10 protein-coding genes, 1 tRNA gene and 1 pseudogene are annotated in these 16659 nt (G+C 52.0%); 9 read left to right on the top strand and 3 right to left on the bottom strand.

The genetic code is table 11. From position 1 onward, the window contains the following. The first annotated feature begins 146 nt into the window (after positions 1-146). The 6 genes from glpA to K2H17_RS09750 all read left to right on the top strand — a co-directional run bounded on the left by glpA (position 147) and on the right by K2H17_RS09750 (position 9382). On the top strand, positions 147-1820 hold the full coding sequence (glpA, locus tag K2H17_RS09775) for an anaerobic glycerol-3-phosphate dehydrogenase subunit A (protein WP_300134203.1): 1674 nt from the start codon (positions 147-149) through the stop codon (positions 1818-1820). Then, complete coding sequence (gene glpB / locus K2H17_RS09770; protein WP_300134200.1) at positions 1817-3070, top strand: glycerol-3-phosphate dehydrogenase subunit GlpB; 1254 nt, start codon at positions 1817-1819, stop codon at positions 3068-3070. The genes glpA and glpB overlap by 4 nt, the downstream gene beginning before the upstream one ends. A 2-nt stretch (positions 3071-3072) precedes the next feature. Beyond that, on the top strand, positions 3073-4320 hold the full coding sequence (gene glpC, locus K2H17_RS09765; RefSeq protein WP_300134197.1) for an anaerobic glycerol-3-phosphate dehydrogenase subunit GlpC: 1248 nt from the start codon (positions 3073-3075) through the stop codon (positions 4318-4320). Between the two features lie 109 nt (positions 4321-4429). Further along, positions 4430-5941, top strand: coding sequence for an MFS transporter (locus K2H17_RS09760; protein ID WP_300134194.1), 1512 nt, complete (start codon positions 4430-4432; stop codon positions 5939-5941). 357 nt (positions 5942-6298) lie between these two features. After that, positions 6299-7135 carry an HAD-IIA family hydrolase gene (locus K2H17_RS09755; protein ID WP_300134205.1) on the top strand — a complete coding sequence of 279 codons (837 nt, stop codon included), beginning with the start codon at positions 6299-6301 and terminating at the stop codon, positions 7133-7135. A gap of 66 nt (positions 7136-7201) precedes the next feature. Further along, positions 7202-9382 carry an alpha-galactosidase gene (locus K2H17_RS09750; protein WP_300134191.1) on the top strand — a complete coding sequence of 727 codons (2181 nt, stop codon included), beginning with the start codon at positions 7202-7204 and terminating at the stop codon, positions 9380-9382. Positions 9383-9822: 440 nt separating this feature from the next. Here the strand turns inward: K2H17_RS09750 and K2H17_RS09745 are convergent, their stop codons facing one another. Next, a complete protein-coding gene (locus K2H17_RS09745; RefSeq protein WP_107031790.1) occupies positions 9823-10326 on the bottom strand; it encodes an RNA polymerase sigma factor in 504 nt (167 codons plus the stop codon). 461 nt (positions 10327-10787) lie between these two features. Here K2H17_RS09745 and K2H17_RS09740 point away from each other — a divergent pair, with 461 nt between their 5' ends. After that, a complete protein-coding gene (locus K2H17_RS09740; RefSeq protein WP_300134185.1) occupies positions 10788-11039 on the top strand; it encodes a GlsB/YeaQ/YmgE family stress response membrane protein in 252 nt (83 codons plus the stop codon). A gap of 155 nt (positions 11040-11194) precedes the next feature. On the opposite strand, the gene K2H17_RS09735 is transcribed toward K2H17_RS09740, so the two are convergent. Then, complete coding sequence (locus K2H17_RS09735) at positions 11195-14320, bottom strand: glycoside hydrolase family 2 TIM barrel-domain containing protein (protein ID WP_300134182.1); 3126 nt, start codon at positions 14318-14320, stop codon at positions 11195-11197. A gap of 217 nt (positions 14321-14537) precedes the next feature. On the opposite strand from K2H17_RS09735, the gene bla reads away from it, so the two are divergent. Both bla and K2H17_RS09725 read left to right on the top strand, forming a co-directional pair. Then, on the top strand, positions 14538-15476 hold the full coding sequence (bla, locus tag K2H17_RS09730) for a class A beta-lactamase (protein ID WP_300134179.1): 939 nt from the start codon (positions 14538-14540) through the stop codon (positions 15474-15476). 65 nt (positions 15477-15541) lie between these two features. Further along, positions 15542-16084 (top strand): annotated as a pseudogene (locus K2H17_RS09725) (sugar O-acetyltransferase); the annotation flags it as partial. 506 nt (positions 16085-16590) lie between these two features. On the opposite strand, the gene K2H17_RS09720 reads toward K2H17_RS09725, so the two are convergent. Continuing rightward, positions 16591-16659 (bottom strand) — tRNA-Met (locus K2H17_RS09720).

Raw genomic sequence — 16659 nt, 5'->3', positions numbered from 1 at the left:
GTTTTAACATTTGTCGTCGTAAAAATATTTTGGTTTTTAATAAAAGATTTATACTTTTGTTGCGAAATAAAAACGAAATATTTCGAAAGTCAATCGAAATTATCCGCAAACAAATCTTCTCTTCTTGAAAATCCCGGTTGAAATCCATGAATAAGAATCACTGTAAAGAACACTATGACGTTATAGTGATCGGTGCCGGTGCTACCGGTGCCGGTACCGCACGTGACTGTGCGATGCGCGGACTTTCCGTCCTGCTTGTAGAGCGCTTTGACTTTACGGCCGGTGCTACCGGTCGTAACCACGGCCTGCTCCACAGCGGTGCACGCTATGCCGTCACAGATCAGGAATCTGCAAGCGAATGTATAAAGGAAAACATGATTCTGCGGCATATCGCCCGCCATTGTGTGGAGGAAACCGGAGGCTTGTTCGTGACTCTTCCGGAGGACGATCTGGGCTATCAGAAAAATTTTGTTGAATCCTGTCTGAAAGCCGGCATCAACGCCGAGGTGATAGATCCGGCCCAGGCCATCATGATGGAGCCTGCGGTCAATAAGGACATCATCGGCGCTGTCAGAGTGCCCGACGGCGCGATTGACCCTTTCCGTCTGACAACGGCCAACGTCATGGACGCCCGCGAACACGGAGCCGACATTCTGACCTATCATGAGGTGACAGATCTGTTGCAGGAATCCGGACGCGTCACCGGCGTCGAACTCCGCGAGCAGCGCACGGGCCAGAAGTTTCAGGTGCGCTCATCGCTTGTCATAAATGCCGGCGGCATCTGGGGGCAGCGCATCTGTGCGATGGCCGGAATAAAGGTCAACATGTTTCCGGCCAAAGGCGCGTTGCTGATTTTTGGCCACAGAGTCAACAATGTCGTCATCAACCGCTGCCGCAAACCTGCGGATGCCGATATTCTTGTGCCTGGTGACACGATTTCCCTCATCGGAACCACTTCAAGCCGAATTCCTCTCGATCAGGTCGACCGCATGGACGTGACCGGCGAGGAGGTCGATGTGTTGTTGCGCGAGGGCATAAAAATAGCCCCCTGCCTTGCCTACACCCGTATTCTCAGAGCCTATGCCGGAGTCAGACCTCTGATTGCTTCTGACGATGACCCGTCAGGACGAAGCATCAGCCGAGGCATAGTCTGCATGGACCATGCCAAGCGTGACGGCATCGAGGGCATGATCACCATTTCCGGCGGCAAGCTGATGACTTACCGTCTGATGGCCGAGTGGGCCACGGACATGGCCTGCCGCAAACTCGGTATTGAGGGCAGGAAATGCCGGACGGCTGAAATTCCGCTCCCCGGCTCGGATCAGCCGCGCACCGACGATGCCGGAAAGAAACGCAAATCGCATATAATCGAACTGAGCACTGATCAGAAAGCCGCCCAGGGACGCCACGGAACAAAGAGTGCTGAAATCAGCTATAACGCTGACGAGGACGACGCTCTTGTCTGCGAGTGCGAGCAGGTGTCGGTCGGAGAGATCAAATATGCCATCAAAAAGCTCCATGCTGACAGCCTGATCAATCTGCGGCGGCGCACACGCATGGGGATGGGTACCTGTCAGGGCGGTCTTTGCGCATGTCGCGCGGCTGCCATTCTGAGAGATGAGACGGGCAATCCTCCGGCTGCTCTCCGGGATCTGGCAAGTTTCATCAACGAGCGGTGGAAAGGCATGATGCCGGTGGCCTGGGGTCAGACTCTTGTCGAGGCGCAGTTTATGGCGTGGCTCTACCGCGGAGTCTGCGGCCTGTCGCCTGATGAAGAGGAGTGCGAGTGTGAAACAACAGAAAAGTCAGAAATCAGATGAAATACGATACCATTATAATAGGCGGAGGCCTGAGCGGGCTGATGGCGGGAGTCAGACTCTCGCGCAGCGGCCGCAAAGTAGCCATAATTTCCTCAGGCCAGAGCGCCCTGCATTTTTATTCCGGATCTTTCGGGCTTCTCAGCCATGCCGACGGCAAGGAGCTGGTCAATCCCCTTGAGGCTATCGGCTCCCTGCCCTCCGGTCATCCCTATTCCAAGATCGGAGTGGAGGCCATTCCGTCACTTGCCGACGAGGCAAAGCGGATCTTTTCCGATGCCGGTCTGACCTTTGTCGGCGATGCGTCGAAAAATCATTACCGGCTGACCCCGCTGGGCCTCTGCGAGCCGTCATGGCTGACTATGGACGACTATGCCACATGTGAGGATCCTGCGGAGATCGGATGGCGAAAGGCTACGATCATAAATTTCAAAGGCTATCTTGATTTCCTTCCTGGCTTTCTTGCCGACGGATTGAAAAAGCACAATCTGCCATGCGATTTTGCCACTATCTCTCTTCCGGCGCTTGAGCGTCTGCGCAAAAACTCGTCGGAGATGCGCGCGGCGGCTATCGCAAAGGTGCTGAAAGGCCCTGTCCTGGAAATGCTTGCTTCGGAAATCAACAGAGCCGCCGGTGATTCTGATGTTGTTTTCATGCCGGCGGTTGTCGGGATTGACTCCGAGCTTCCCATCCGGGAACTGCGTTCGATGGTGCGTCCCAAATTGCTCTGTGTGCCTGTCCTGCCGATGTCTGTCTGCGGAATGCGCTCGCAGATCCGTCTGCGCAGGTATTTCGAGCAGCTTGGCGGCACCTATTTTCTCGGCGACAACGTTACCCGCGGCTACATGGAAGGTTCCACTCTGAAAGAGATCGAGACCGCAAACCTCAGCGGCATGAGTCTCCAGGCCGATAATTTCATCCTTGCTACCGGAAGTTTCTTCAGCCAGGGACTTGTAGCAGAGCCTGACAGAATCTACGAACCGGTGCTTGGAGCCGATGTCGAGGCGCCGTCAGACCGTTCGCAGTGGTGCGGAAAGAGCATTTTTGACAATCAGCCCTATATGCAGTTCGGTGTTACAACCGACAGAAATTTTCATGTGACCTTCAACGGTGTGCCTGCCTCCAATGTCTATGCCGTAGGAGCTATTCTCGGCGGCACCAATCCGATACGCGAGGGTTCGGGCGGCGGTGTGGCCATTCTTTCGGCTCTCCAGGTAGCACGCAACATCATTGCAACCTCTAACACTCTCTGAAGATGGAATATCAAGTAAAGAATATCAGCCCCAACAATCTCGAACAGTGCATAAAGTGTACGATCTGTACGGTTTATTGTCCGGTGCTGGCTGTCAATCCCGATTATCCCGGACCGAAACAGGCCGGTCCCGACGGAGAGCGTTACCGTCTTAAAAATCCTGAGTTCTATGATGCGGCGCTGAAATACTGTCTCAACTGCAAGCGCTGTGAGGTTGCCTGTCCGTCCAACGTGAAGATCGGCGATATTATCCAGACGGCGCGTCTGAAATATGACAAACGCGCTGTCTCGGTGCGCGACCGCATGCTTGCGAGCACTGATTTCATGGGAAAAATGGCCACGTCAATGTCATTCATTGTCAACACGGCGCTGAAACTTCCTCTGACCAAAAGTGTCATGGATCTGACGCTCGGCATTGACCATCACCGCAACTTCCCGACTTATACCTCGACCACTTTTGAAAAGTGGATGCGCCGTAAAGCTCCTGACCAGACCCGCTTTGCATCCCAGCTGTCATATTTCCACGGCTGCTTCGTGAACTACAACAACCCGTCTCTCGGTCAGGACTTCGTCAAGCTGATGAACGCCATCGGATACGGTGTCAATCTCCTTGAGAAAGAGCGTTGTTGCGGAGTGGCGAAGATCGCCAACAAAATGGTCGACGAGGCCCGGCGCGATGCTCAGCTCAACATCTCGTCCATGAGAAAATCAGTCGCGAAAGGAATGCCGGTCATAGCCACCAGCTCGACCTGTGTTTTTACCATCCGTGACGAATATCCCCATCTGCTCGATGTCGAAAATGCCGACATCCGCGACAACATACTCCTGGCCACGGCCTTTCTTAACCGCCTTGTCGACGAGGGGAAAGTGAAACTCGTGTTCCGTAAGGACTACCGCAAGCGCATCACCTACCACACTCCCTGCCACATGCAGAAACTTGGCTGGGCGATCCATTCGGTCTCGCTTCTCAGAAGCATTCCCGGTCTGACGCTTGTCCCCCTTGAATCATCCTGCTGCGGCATTGCCGGAACCTACGGATTCAAGAAAGAGAACTATGCCTATTCCCAGGCAATAGGCCGCGAACTTTTTGACCGCATCATCGAGGCCGGAGTCGATCTGGTGGCCACTGACTGCGAGACCTGCAAATGGCAGATTGAGATGAGTACCGGTGTGAAAGTTGAAAATCCAGTGACAATACTTGCCGAGGCTCTTGACGTCGAGGCTACCATGAAAGCAAACGGCGTAAAATAAAACAGCCATTCCGGCGGTTATTTATATATAGGAGTCTGAATTTTTTCACGTTTTGACCCACTGCTTATTAAACAACAACCTGAAATTCTAAAACCATTCATTATCGTATATGTCGTCTGAAAACATCTATGCCGGCTGGAAACCTGAAGTGGTCAAGCGCTTCAAATCGTGGCAGATGCGAACCATCGTAGTCTCCATGATCGGTTATGCCATCTATTATTTTGTCAGAAAAAACTTTTCGATTGCCATGCCCGGTCTCACAGCCCAGTATGGCATCTCCAACACAAGCTTCGGCATTGTCATCGGCATCGGATCGCTGATCTATGGCCTTTCGCGCTTCATCAACGGATTTGTTGTCGATCGTTTCAGCGCCCGTGTGATAATGGCGCTTGGGCTTCTGCTCTGTGCCGCATCCAACTTCATGTTTGGTTTTGGAGTCAACATAAGTTCCTGGATCACCGGTGTTGACAGCGGTCCTGATTTCATCAACATGCTCATCATGCTGATGGCCGTGACCATCGTGCTCAACCAGTATTTCCAGGGTGTGGGCTATCCGCCCTGCGCCCGTCTGCTCCCTTCGTGGATCCATCCTTCACAGCTGGCCACGAAGATGTCCATCTGGAACACTTCCCATTCCATCGGTGCGGCGGCCGCCGTGGTGGTCTGCGGCTATATCATGGGTTCGATGGGACGTGACCTCAGTGACAATCCTGAGATCATCAGCACGATCGCGGCAAACCTGAACCTCGATCCCTCCAACAGCGAGCACATGAAGACCATTCTCAGCTATGCCACCCACTGGGATGCCTGGAAATGGTGTTTCTGGATTCCTGCCTGTCTGGCAGTCTGCGGTGCCTTGTGGCTCTATGTCGGCCTCCGTGACGACCCGCGTTCTGTCGGACTTCCGGAGCTGCCCGGCACACAGACCGGCAAGTCGGAGGCTCAGGGCGAAAAGACTCCCTCGCGCGGCAAGTTCCTGAAAGCTATGGTGTGGACCAACCGCTGGATCTGGACTCTCTGCATTGCCAACATCTTTGTCTATGTCATGCGCATGGGCATTCTCGACTGGGGTCCGAAATTCCTCACCGAAGCCCGCAACATGTCAATCGAGGATGCCGCATGGTCGGTGGGCGCGTTTGAAATCTTCGCCATCGTCGGTACAATCTTTGCCGGATGGGCGACAGACCATATCTTCCACGGCAAGGCTCATCGGATGTGTTTCGTCTGCATGGCTTTTGCAGTTATCTTCATGGGAATTTTCATCATGTTCCCCGATCTTCCGATCATTGTCTCTACGATTTTCCTTGCAATGGCGGGCTTTTTCATCTACGGCCCCCAGGCCTTGATCGGCATCGCCTCGGCCAATCATGCAACCAAAGAGGCCTCGGCCACTGCCAACGGTCTTGCCGGCATCTTCGGCTATTTCGGATCGTTCGTCTCTGCCATCGGCATCGGTATCGTGGCCGACCGCTGGGGATGGAATATGGTTTTCTACATCATTATCGGTGTCGGAATCCTCGGCGCCCTGACATTTATCTCCATGTGGATGGCCCCGCGCGACGGCTATGCGCGTAGCAACAGATTCTATGAAGAGCAGAATTCGATTGAAAACAACAAGTAATTCTTAGAGTGTGTTTCATAACAGGAGTTAAAATCTGAGTGGTGTATCTTTTAGATAAATTGTTGTAAATGAGAAAGGAGCATAGCGAGCTATGCGACTGCCGAATTTCAACAATTTAGCAAAAGAGACACCAAGGCTCAGGTAACTTTAAAAAGTCTCAACCATGAAATTATTAAAAAAAGAAAATATAGTACCATCGCCTACGAAAGTTTTGGGCGCCTATGGCTCTTCATCTCAAAACTTTCGCTCAGATTTTAACTCTTGTTATGAAATACCCTCTTAAATGTCATGAAAACGACCGGACAGACTCCCGTATCCTGTGAGACTTATATTTCCCCGCTCGATCGCGACAGCCTTATGGCTGCCTGCCGCCGGGTGCGCCATGTGGCTCTTGACATGGATGGGACAATCTATATGGGCGCGACTCTTTTCCCCTACACACGCTCATTTCTTGACATGCTCGCCGCCAACGGCATTGGTTACTCATTTCTGACCAACAATCCGACGCGAAGCATCGCCGACTATCTTGCCAAACTCAAAAAACTCGGTATCGAGGTGGAGCCGGAGAAAATGTACACTACGGCTGTGGCCACGATCGACTATCTGAGGGCCGAAATGCCTCATGTCAGAAAGATCTTCGCTCTCGGAACCCCCAGCATGCTTGCCGAGTTTGAAGCGGCAGGCTTTGAGATCGCCCCTGTTGAGACTGACTGTCTGCCTGACGCTCTGGTGGTCGCGTTTGACACCACTCTGGAGTATCAGCGCCTGTGCCATGCTTCATGGCTTGCCTCGCAGGGTGTTCCCTACATAGCGACCAATCCGGACCGCGTCTGCCCGACCGATCAGCCGACAGTGCTTGTCGACTGCGGTTCTATCTGCTGTGCAATAGAGCATGCCACAGGCCGCAAGCCCGATCTTGTCATCGGCAAGCCCAATCCCGACATGCTTTCCGGCATACGTCACCGCTACGGACTTGAGGCTGATGAAATTGCGATGTGCGGCGACCGCATCTACACCGATGTCGCTATGGCCCGCAATGCAGGTGCTCTCGGAGTTCTGGTGCTTTCGGGCGAGACTACTCTCGAAACAGCCCTGGCCTCCGATCCGATGCCTGACATAACAGCCAAGAGCATTTTTGAGTTCGGAGAGCTTCTGCTTGAAGCCAGAAGCAGAGCCGACTTCAGTAATAGATAACACAATCATATCTTAGAATTACATCTATACCACATGAAACACAAGGCAATTAAATCCGCCTCCTTGATGGCGTCGCTCATTTTTGGATTTTCGTTTAGCGCCTATGCCGAGATTATCCGGATCGACACTCCGTCGACTTCACTGGTGCTGGATGCCGAAAAGGGCAAAATGCTCAAGTTCCTCTATTACGGAGGCCGCATCTCAGGGACTGATGCCGAAAATCTGAAAGCTGCCGGATCGCCTGCCGCTGATGCCTATCCGGCCTATGGTCTTGACGCCACCCGTGAGGCTGCCCTGAGCGCAGTCCACTCCGACGGCAACATGACCCTTGACCTTAAGGTGGAAAGCACCTCAACCCGGAAAGACAAGGAGTCTGAAATCACCACCGTCCGCTTGCGCGATGCCTACTATCCCTTTACTGTCGATGTCAGCTACCGGACCTATCCGGGAGAGGATGTCATTGAGACGTGGACTGAGATTTCACATCAGGAAAAAGGGACTGTAACCCTCGACCGTTTTGCTTCCGGCTGTCTGCCTGTGCGCTACGGCAATGTCTGGCTCTCGCAGCTTTACGGCTCATGGGGCAATGAGGGGCGTGTCGACTGCTCGCCACTGACCCACGGGATGCGGGTGATCAAAAACCGTGACGGTGTCCGCAATTCCCACACCGCCCATGCCGAACTCATGCTTTCGCTCGACGGCAAGCCCCGCGAGAACGATGGCCGTGTGATCGGTGCCGCGCTCTGTTACAGCGGAAACTACAAACTGGTCATAGATACCGATGAGACCGACTATCACCGCTTTTTCGCGGGCATAAACGAGGACAACTCGGAATATCATCTTAAGAAAGGCGAGATCTTCGCCACTCCTCCTCTGGCTTTCACATACAGCAGCGAAGGCATGAGCGGGGTGAGCCGCCACTTCCATCGCTGGGGGCGAAACCACAAACTTGCCCACGGTAACGATCTCCGCAAGATCCTCCTCAACAGTTGGGAAGGTGTCTATTTCGATATCGAAGAGGCCGGAATGGAGAAAATGATGGCCGACATCTCGTCGATGGGCGGTGAGTTGTTTGTCATGGACGACGGCTGGTTTGGCGTCAAATATCCGCGCGACAACGCTACACAGGGCCTTGGCGACTGGACTGTCGATACCCGCAAGCTCCCCAACGGCATACAGGGTCTTATTGACGCGGCCAAAAAGCATGGGATCAGATTCGGCATCTGGATCGAGCCGGAAATGACCAATTCGAAGAGCGAGCTTTATGCTGCCCATCCGGAATATGTGATCCGCCCGACTCACCGCGACCATGTCTACGGACGCGGCGGCACACAGCTTGTGCTCGATCTCTCCAATCCCGAAGTCCAGGATCTTGTCTTCAACGTGGTTGACACTCTGATGACAAAATATCCCGATATCGACTACATCAAATGGGATGCCAACATGTCCATCCGCAGCCACGGCTCGCAGTATCTTTCAGCCGATAACCAGAGCCATCTTTATATCGACTATCACAAAGGCTTCGCCAAGGTCCTTGACCGCATCCGTCAGAAGTATCCCGATCTGACAATCCAGGCCTGTGCGAGCGGTGGCGGCAGGGCCAACTACGGAGTGCTCCCCTGGTTCGACGAATTCTGGGTCAGCGACAACACCGACGCATTGCAGAGAGTCTACATGCAGTGGGGCACCAGCTATTTCTTCCCCGCAGTGGCTATGGCCTCCCACATCAGCGCCACGCCGAATCATCAGACTTACCGCACGATGCCCTTGAAATATCGCACCGATGTGGCCATGAGCGGTCGCCTCGGCATGGAAATCCAGCCGCGCGACATGTCCAAGGCCGAAAGGGAGCAGTGCCGCAAAGCGATCGAAGAATATAAGGAGATCCGCCCGATTGTTCAGCAGGGCGACATTTACCGTCTCCAGTCACCTTATGACGGTTTGGGAGTTGCCTCCTTGCTCTATGCCACTCCCAATAAGGACAAGGCTGTCTATTTCTGGTGGAAGACCGAAGCCTTCCGCAACCAGCAGCTTCCGCGTGTCACAATGGCCGGACTCGATCCAGACAGGAACTATAAGGTCCGTGAAATCAACCGCATCGACAACAAGCCGCTTAAATATGAAGGTAAAGTCTTTTCAGGCCGCTATCTGATGGACAATGGTTTGGAAATGCCGGTAGGATATAATGTCGACAAGGACCGGCGCACCGAATGGGGCTCGCGAGTGCTTCTTCTGACAGCAGAATGACACATTCTTTTTCTCATCCGCTGAAGAAAAAATTCAGCTCATCAGGATAAAAAACTCCTTTACATTCTCCGCTGAGGCAAAAAAGGAGTCTTTAGGTCGGGAATCTCCGTGGACAGATGTTTAACAGGCACATCTTTCCGCGGAGATTCTTTTGTCACATGGGTGGGGCCGTGGTGTCAGGACAGCTCACTAACCTCTCTTATCACGATCAAAAAAAGCAAGTCCGCCGGCGAAATCACTTCGTGGCGGACTTTAGTGTGTTCAAATCAATACCTTAAAATTGTTTCCGTATTAAACCAATCTTATTTATTACCTTATTTAATTTTACCTTTGTACTGGAAACGGGTTATAGTTGAAACATGAAACTTAATCTCTACAAAATAGTTTTTTATTGTATGACGCCGGGTCTTTAGTCCCCGGATGCAGTCAGTTTTCCCGGTTTAACGATAGTCGGCAAACTGAGTCTGGAGTTTTTTGCGTGCGAAGAAGATGCGGCTTTTGATAGTGCCGAGGGGGAGATTCATCTTCTCTGCTATTTCATTGTACTTGTAGCCTGCAACGTGCATTGAGAAGGGGATGCGGTATTCATCGGGGAATGCGTTGATTGCATCTGTGATCTCGTTGGCGCCGAAAGAGCCTTCTGGAGTCTCAAGGCCTGAATCCTGAGAGAGGTTCAGGTGATAGAGATCTTCAGTCTGGTCGATGACGGTTGCTGAACGTGCTACACGACGGTAGTTGTTGATGAAGATGTTGCGCATGATGGTGAAAACCCAACCCTTGAAGTTGGTGTTGTCCACATACTTGCTTTCGTTGTCGAGGGCCTTCAGGGTGGTGTCCTGTAACAGGTCGTAAGCGTTGTCACGGTTTGACGTGAGCATGTACGCAAAGTTGAGAAGGTTGCTCTGAAGGCTCATAAGCTTGTTCTGAAATTCCTGAGTTCCCATAATTGAAGCGTTTTTTTATTAGTGTTGGAGAGTTGTTGATTTCGATAGATTGTCAGTGGCTTGTTTTGTTTGACACTTCAAAATTACTGCCTGGGAGCGGAATATTCAGAAATTTAATGTAAAAATATGTTAATTTGATGACAAAGTTGTTACAATTACAGTTAAATAACTGGCTTGTAGTGGTTTGTGTGTGAAAAATAAAGATTACAAAAATGTTACAATCTGCTGTGATTTGTAACAATATTTCAGATCTCTGCCGGTGTGCTTTTCATGACAGTGTTTTAGCGAGGCCACAAAATTAATAATATATATTATATATAAAGCAACTTCAGAGCTAAAAAATCTCCATTCCGGAGACTTCTTCCGGGCCTGTGGCGGTCGTGCAGACTGCCGATGCTGAACCAAAGAGATTGGATGTTCGTTGGAATAGCATGTTACAAACCCACTAATATTTATGAGTCATGAATTTTTTATGGTATATCATCATCGGAATTGTATCCGGATTTGTTGCCGGTAAGTTGATGCGAGGGGGCGGCTTCGGCATCGTCGTTAACCTGATTGTCGGCATAATCGGCGGTGTGCTTGGCGGTTGGCTGTTCGGATTGCTGGGCATCACGGCGGCGGGAATCATCGGCAGTCTGATCACATCGGTGATCGGTGCGATATTTCTCCTATGGATCGTCGGGCTGCTGAGCCGCGCCGTTTCAAGGTGAGAATAGGCTTTTAGCCTAAATTTTTTGTGTAAAAATATCTGAAACTACCTGAAACTATCTGAAAATTTAAAATAAGACATTCACCCCGTTTCATCCGACAGTAAAAGTCTGGGTGAAGCGGGGTGAATGTAGTATCGGGTGTTATCCTGCCTCTTTCAAGGTTCGACAGGTGAGAGTGTGAAGCTGAAACTGTAATTTTGGGGATATAGTCTGAATTCGGAGTGCGGCGCTGCTCCCCAGCTGTTGTCCCCTCCGAGTCCTCGTTGCGCGAGATCTATGTAGAGAAAAGTGCGGTCATGGTGATGGCGTACATCGCAGGCGTGCATCTGATGTTTTTTCATTCCCGGATCGAGATCTTCAGGAAGGACGTCAAGAGCGCTGACGTTGAGTGCTTCCTTTGGGGCGCTTATCTTCACTCCATAGCCTGAACTGTCTGTCAGCGTGGCCCAGCGCACATCGGTCTTGTTGCCTGTCTCTTGCGGCCGGATGTAGGGATAGTACTGGTCGGCGACTTTGCCTTCCCAGATGCCGATAAAAGATGCACTCTTGCGGTCAGGATAGTTCTCTCCGGGGCCGCGGCCATACCATCTGAAATTCTCCATTGATCCGGGCAGATCCAGGCGCATTCCGAAGCGCATCAGTTCCGGTACGTCTGCGTTTTCAGGCTGCCATGATGCCTTTACTTCGATTTCGCCGTCAGATTCGATACGGTATTCGACAATGTAGTCTGACTGTACGTCCGGAAGCCGGTAGACAGTCTTTACAGTTGGGCAACCCTCGGCAGTACCGGTCTCTACACTTTTCACTCGCCTGTTGTCAGCGGCATAGCGCCAGACATTTGCCCTTCGCTGCATTCCGTTGCCCCAGTCGTTGTCCGTCGGTGCGCGCCAGAACGACGGTTCCGGGCCGGAGACCGTCAGTCGGTGCCCGTTGGCCGTATAGCTGATGAGTTCCCCTTTTCGGGTGTCGAAGACAGCCGTGACTCCGTTGGCGCAGCTGACCGTCATCCGTCCCTCTTCTTTTCTTACTTTCGGAGCCGTGAGATTGGGCTTTGCTTCTGGCTCTTTGGGCCGGTCGGGGTTCAGCAGAAACTGTTCGCGGGCCACTTCATATCCGCCGGGTATGATTCCATCATCCTTGGTCGTGTAGGCATAGACCGACAGACAATATTCGTTTGTGGATTCCTGACCGATGCTTTTGATCGGGATGCGGATTGTCTTTTGTGAACCGGCAGGAATATCGGTGGTGATGGTGCCGGAGTCAGTTGCCACGCCGTTCATCAGCAACACCCAGCGCAGATCATAGTCGCGCAGGTTGCGGGTGTGGAAATGGTTCTCTACACTGATCACACCTCCTGCCGGATCTATGGCTGAGAAGCGGATGTCCTGATATACTTTTTTCACCTCTGCCAGACCCGGATGAGGGCTGCGGTCAGGTTGCACGAGGCCGTTTAGACAGAAATTTTCATCATGTGGATAGTTGTAAGCGCCGAAGTCTCCGCCATAGGCCCAGTATTCCGCACCGTTTTCATCTTTTGTGAGCAATCCCTGATCCACCCAGTCCCAGATGAAGCCGCCTTGCATCTGTGGCGAACGGCGGATGATGTCGAAATACTCCTGAAAATTGCCCGTGCTGTTGCCCATTGCGTGAGCGTATTCACACATTATATAAGGGCGTCCCGGATTTTTTCGTCCCGCATACTCTTTCATTTTGCCGATTGACGGATACATCGGGCAGACGATGTCCGTATTGCTGTCCTCGCCGGCTTGTTCGAACTGGACCGGACGCGAGCGGTCGCGCTGTTTGATCCGGCGGTAGCCTTCATGGAAATTCTCTCCGTTGCCGCATTCGTTGCCGAGTGACCAGATGATCACGCTCGGATGGTTCTTGTCACGCTCGACAAGCGAGATCTCGCGGTCAAGTATCGCGGCTTTCCATTCCGGAAGCCGGGCGGGATGATGGTCTATCCTGTCCCACGGCGCCGAACCCATTCCGTGGGCCTCGATGTTGGCTTCGTCGACAAGATAGATTCCGTAGATGTCACACAGGTCATACCAGAGCGGCGACTGCGGATAGTGGCTTGTGCGCACGGCATTGATGTTGTGGCGCTTCATGGTGCGGATGTCCTCCATCATTGTTTCGCGGTCCACCACATGACCTGTCCTCTGATGATGTTCATGCAGGTTGACTCCGTGGACTTCCAGAGGCTTGCCGTTGACAAGCAGTTGGCTTTCCTTTATTTCGACTTTGCGGAATCCGATGCGTGATGAGGTCACTTCGGCGATCTTTCCGTCAGCGGTCCGGAGCGTCAGTACAAGGGTGTAGAGATAGGGATCCTCGCAGCTCCATTTTCTGACATTTTTGATCGTGATTTCCGAAGTGTCTGTCGAGACTGACGCGGCTGCGATCTCTCGTGCCGTTGTGGCCCGGAAGATCTGTCGGCCTCCGGCGTCATAGAGTGAGGTTTCCAGTTTTGTGTCGACTGGAGTCCGGGTGTAGTTTTTCAACACTGTCTCAAGCGTGAGTCTGCCGTTGCGGTAATTGTGGTCAAGATCAGCGTTGGCGAAAAAATCGAAAATACGTTGCTGTGAGGTGGAATAGAGATAGACATCACGGTCAATTCCGGAAAGACGCCAGAAATCCTGGTCTTCGAGATAGGATCCGTCGGTCCAGCGGTAGACCTCACAGGCGATATCGTTTCGCCCCGGCTCGACATATTCCGTGATGTTGAACTCCGCCGGATTCTTTGTGCTTTGCACATATCCGACTTTCTGGCCGTTGATCCAGACATACATCCCGGCTGTCGATCCGTCAAAATGGAGTATAATCTGACGCCCGGTCCATTCGGCAGGCAGGGTGAATGATCGCCTGTAAGACCCGACCGGATTGTCCGCATGGTCTATGAATGGGATGTTCTTGGGAAATGGATAGGTTATGTTCGTATAGATCGGAGTGCCGTAGCCAAGCATTTCCCAGTTGGAAGGCACCGGGATGGAGTCCCAGTCAGCGACATCGGCTGTCGGTTTGTAGAAATCCACAGGTCGCCGGTCAGGCCGCGGTGAGAATCTGAAAGCCCACCGCCCGTTCAGACTTAAGAAATAGGGCGAAGATTCATAGTCTCCTTTCAGTGCCTCAGCGACACTGGCAAACGGGAAGGCAGTCGCGCGGACCGGTTCGCGCCCGATGGCGAAGACTTCAGGATTTTCCCAGTCGTTGGCGGATGCGGATGTCCATTGCATGCACGTCATAAGAGTGAGCAGAAAGAGTGAGAAGCGTGACATGTTGGTGGTGTTTATGTGATTATGAATGTCAGGATGATTCACAAAAATAAGAAAATCGGATGTATTTGCCAAACGGACAACATGGACAGGCAAGTTATTGCAAAACGGTGCTGACTTTGGGGCCTGACAACTGAGAAATTTTGCTATCTTTGTGTCCGGATATATTATATGGTATAACACATCTATTAATGATACAGCTATATTAATGATACAGCCCATGAAACGATTTTTCTATATTGCGATGCTTTCAGGGATCGCTCTTCTGTCCTCTTGTTCGAAATCCTCGGCTCGTCAGGAGAGTGAGGCCGAGTCGCGCGCCGCGGAAATCGGATGCCTGAAAGACTCGCTGGAGAATATCGCCGCGAAATATTCCGGAGAAGTCGGCATAGCCCTTCTGACAGGCGAGGGCGATACGCTCGCGGTCAACAACGAAGTCAAATATCCTCTGATGAGTGTGTTCAAGTTCCATCAGGCAATAGCCTTGTGTGACCTTTTTGAGCGCCAGGGCCTTTCGCTTGACTCCGTCGTGACCATCAGTTCATCCTCGCTCAACCCTGAGACATGGTCGCCGATGCTGAAAGACCACACCGGCAGACAGATCGTTTTGCCCGTGCGCGAACTCCTGCGCTACACCCTCATGCAGAGCGACAACAATGCGAGCAACTACATGTTTGAGACAATCCGTTCGGTCGCTGAGACTGACAGCTGCGTTGCCACTCTGATCCCGCGCGAAAGTTTCCGCCTTGCCGTGACCGAAGCCGAAATGTGGTCCGATCATTCCAGATGCTATGAGAACTGCTCTTCGCCTCTTGGAGCTGCCATGCTGATCGACCGCTTCTTCAATGACAGCACCGTCTGTCCCCTCAACCGCGATTTCATCTGCACCACCTTGGGCGAATGCCGTACCGGGACCGACCGGATTGTGGCGCCATTGGCCGGCAAAGACGGTGTGACGGTAGCCCACAAGACCGGATCGGGCTTCAGGGATGAAAACGGAATGCTCTCGGCCCACAACGATGTGGCCTTTGTCACCCTCCCTGACGGACGCCACTACTCGCTTGCCGTACTTGTCAAGGACTTTCACGGCTCCGAGACTGAGGCTGCTAAAGCGATAGCCGAGATCTCGGCAGCCGTCTATGCCGCACTCGTCAAATGAACCGGCAGGTTCTTTAGTCGGTTTAATCTTTGGAAGTTACTTAAATATTAAAAAAACGAATTGCGATGAACGAAATTGACAGAATGCGTAGCGGCCTGCTTGCCGATATGTCGAAGCCTGAATTGCAGGAGAGTTTTATCCATGCCAAAAAACTGTTGGCTAAAATGCGCACGATGAGCACCTATGACCGAGGCTACCGCGAACTGCTTGAAGACCTTGTACCCGGCATCCCGTCGACATCAGTCATCTGTCCTCCGTTTCATTGCGATCACGGTCACGGCATCCGGCTGGGCGAACATGTATTCATCAACGCCAACTGCACCTTCCTTGACGGCGCCTTCATCACCATCGGCGCTCATACGCTGATCGGCCCTGACGTCAGGATCTACACGCCCCATCATCCGATGGACTACATTGACCGCAGGGAGAATCGGGAATACGCCTATCCCGTGACCATCGGAGAAGACTGCTGGATCGGAGGAGGCGCTGTGATCTGTCCCGGAGTCACAATCGGCAGCCGCAGTGTGGTCGGCGCCGGAAGCGTCGTGACAAAAGATGTCCCGCCGGACACCCTCGTGGCAGGCAACCCCGCCCGAATCATCCGACGCATCCCGACCCCTCCTGAATGTGCCGTCAGAGATGACGACAACGAAGGCGAAATCGTCCAGCTCGGCCTTGACAGCTGCGGCGACTGACCGCCGAACAATTTGATTTTTACCGGAAAGAGCTATAAAGATTTCATGAAGTTAAAAGTAAAACATACTCAAAGAGTTGCTTATTCTTCAAAAATAGTTTTTAATGATGGATCCGGAATTACAAAAGTCCATTCATAACTATAAGAATCTGTGAACCTGCAAAAAAACGATTGTATCATTGTGTGCTTTTTTTGCAGAATTACTATATTCCCGTTTTTTTGTATCACGTTTTCCAATTCAATGACTTTGGTAAGCGGAGATAGATATACTCCAAATGATTCTTCGGTTGTCAATTGGGTTTGGTTCGGGCTTTATATATGTCCGGATAAACCTAAACCTATTTATTATTTTATTATATAAGGTTGGGCAAAAGAAAAAGCAGCTACGATTTGTTTCGTAACTGCTTGATTGTCAAGTTGTGGTCCCACTTGGGCTTGAACCAAGGACTCCCTGATTATGAGTCAGGTGCTCTAACCAACTGAGCTATA

The sequence above is a fragment of the Duncaniella sp. genome (genome assembly GCF_029054785.1).
In the GTDB taxonomy this organism is placed as follows: domain Bacteria; phylum Bacteroidota; class Bacteroidia; order Bacteroidales; family Muribaculaceae; genus Duncaniella.
This window is presented reverse-complemented; position numbering and strand designations above follow the sequence as displayed.

Excerpts from the sequence above, each read along its gene's own strand:
- K2H17_RS09760 (WP_300134194.1), top strand. The coding sequence starts at position 4,430 with ATGTCGTCTGAAAACATCTATGCCGGCTGGAAACCTGAAGTGGTCAAG.
- K2H17_RS09750 (WP_300134191.1), top strand. The coding sequence starts at position 7,202 with ATGGCGTCGCTCATTTTTGGATTTTCGTTTAGCGCCTATGCCGAGATT.
- glpC (WP_300134197.1), top strand. The coding sequence starts at position 3,073 with ATGGAATATCAAGTAAAGAATATCAGCCCCAACAATCTCGAACAGTGC.
- K2H17_RS09745 (WP_107031790.1), bottom strand. The coding sequence starts at position 10,326 with ATGGGAACTCAGGAATTTCAGAACAAGCTTATGAGCCTTCAGAGCAAC.
- K2H17_RS09735 (WP_300134182.1), bottom strand. The coding sequence starts at position 14,320 with ATGTCACGCTTCTCACTCTTTCTGCTCACTCTTATGACGTGCATGCAA.
- K2H17_RS09755 (WP_300134205.1), top strand. The coding sequence starts at position 6,299 with ATGGCTGCCTGCCGCCGGGTGCGCCATGTGGCTCTTGACATGGATGGG.
- glpB (WP_300134200.1), top strand. The coding sequence starts at position 1,817 with ATGAAATACGATACCATTATAATAGGCGGAGGCCTGAGCGGGCTGATG.
- K2H17_RS09740 (WP_300134185.1), top strand. The coding sequence starts at position 10,788 with ATGAATTTTTTATGGTATATCATCATCGGAATTGTATCCGGATTTGTT.
- glpA (WP_300134203.1), top strand. The coding sequence starts at position 147 with ATGAATAAGAATCACTGTAAAGAACACTATGACGTTATAGTGATCGGT.
- bla (WP_300134179.1), top strand. The coding sequence starts at position 14,538 with ATGAAACGATTTTTCTATATTGCGATGCTTTCAGGGATCGCTCTTCTG.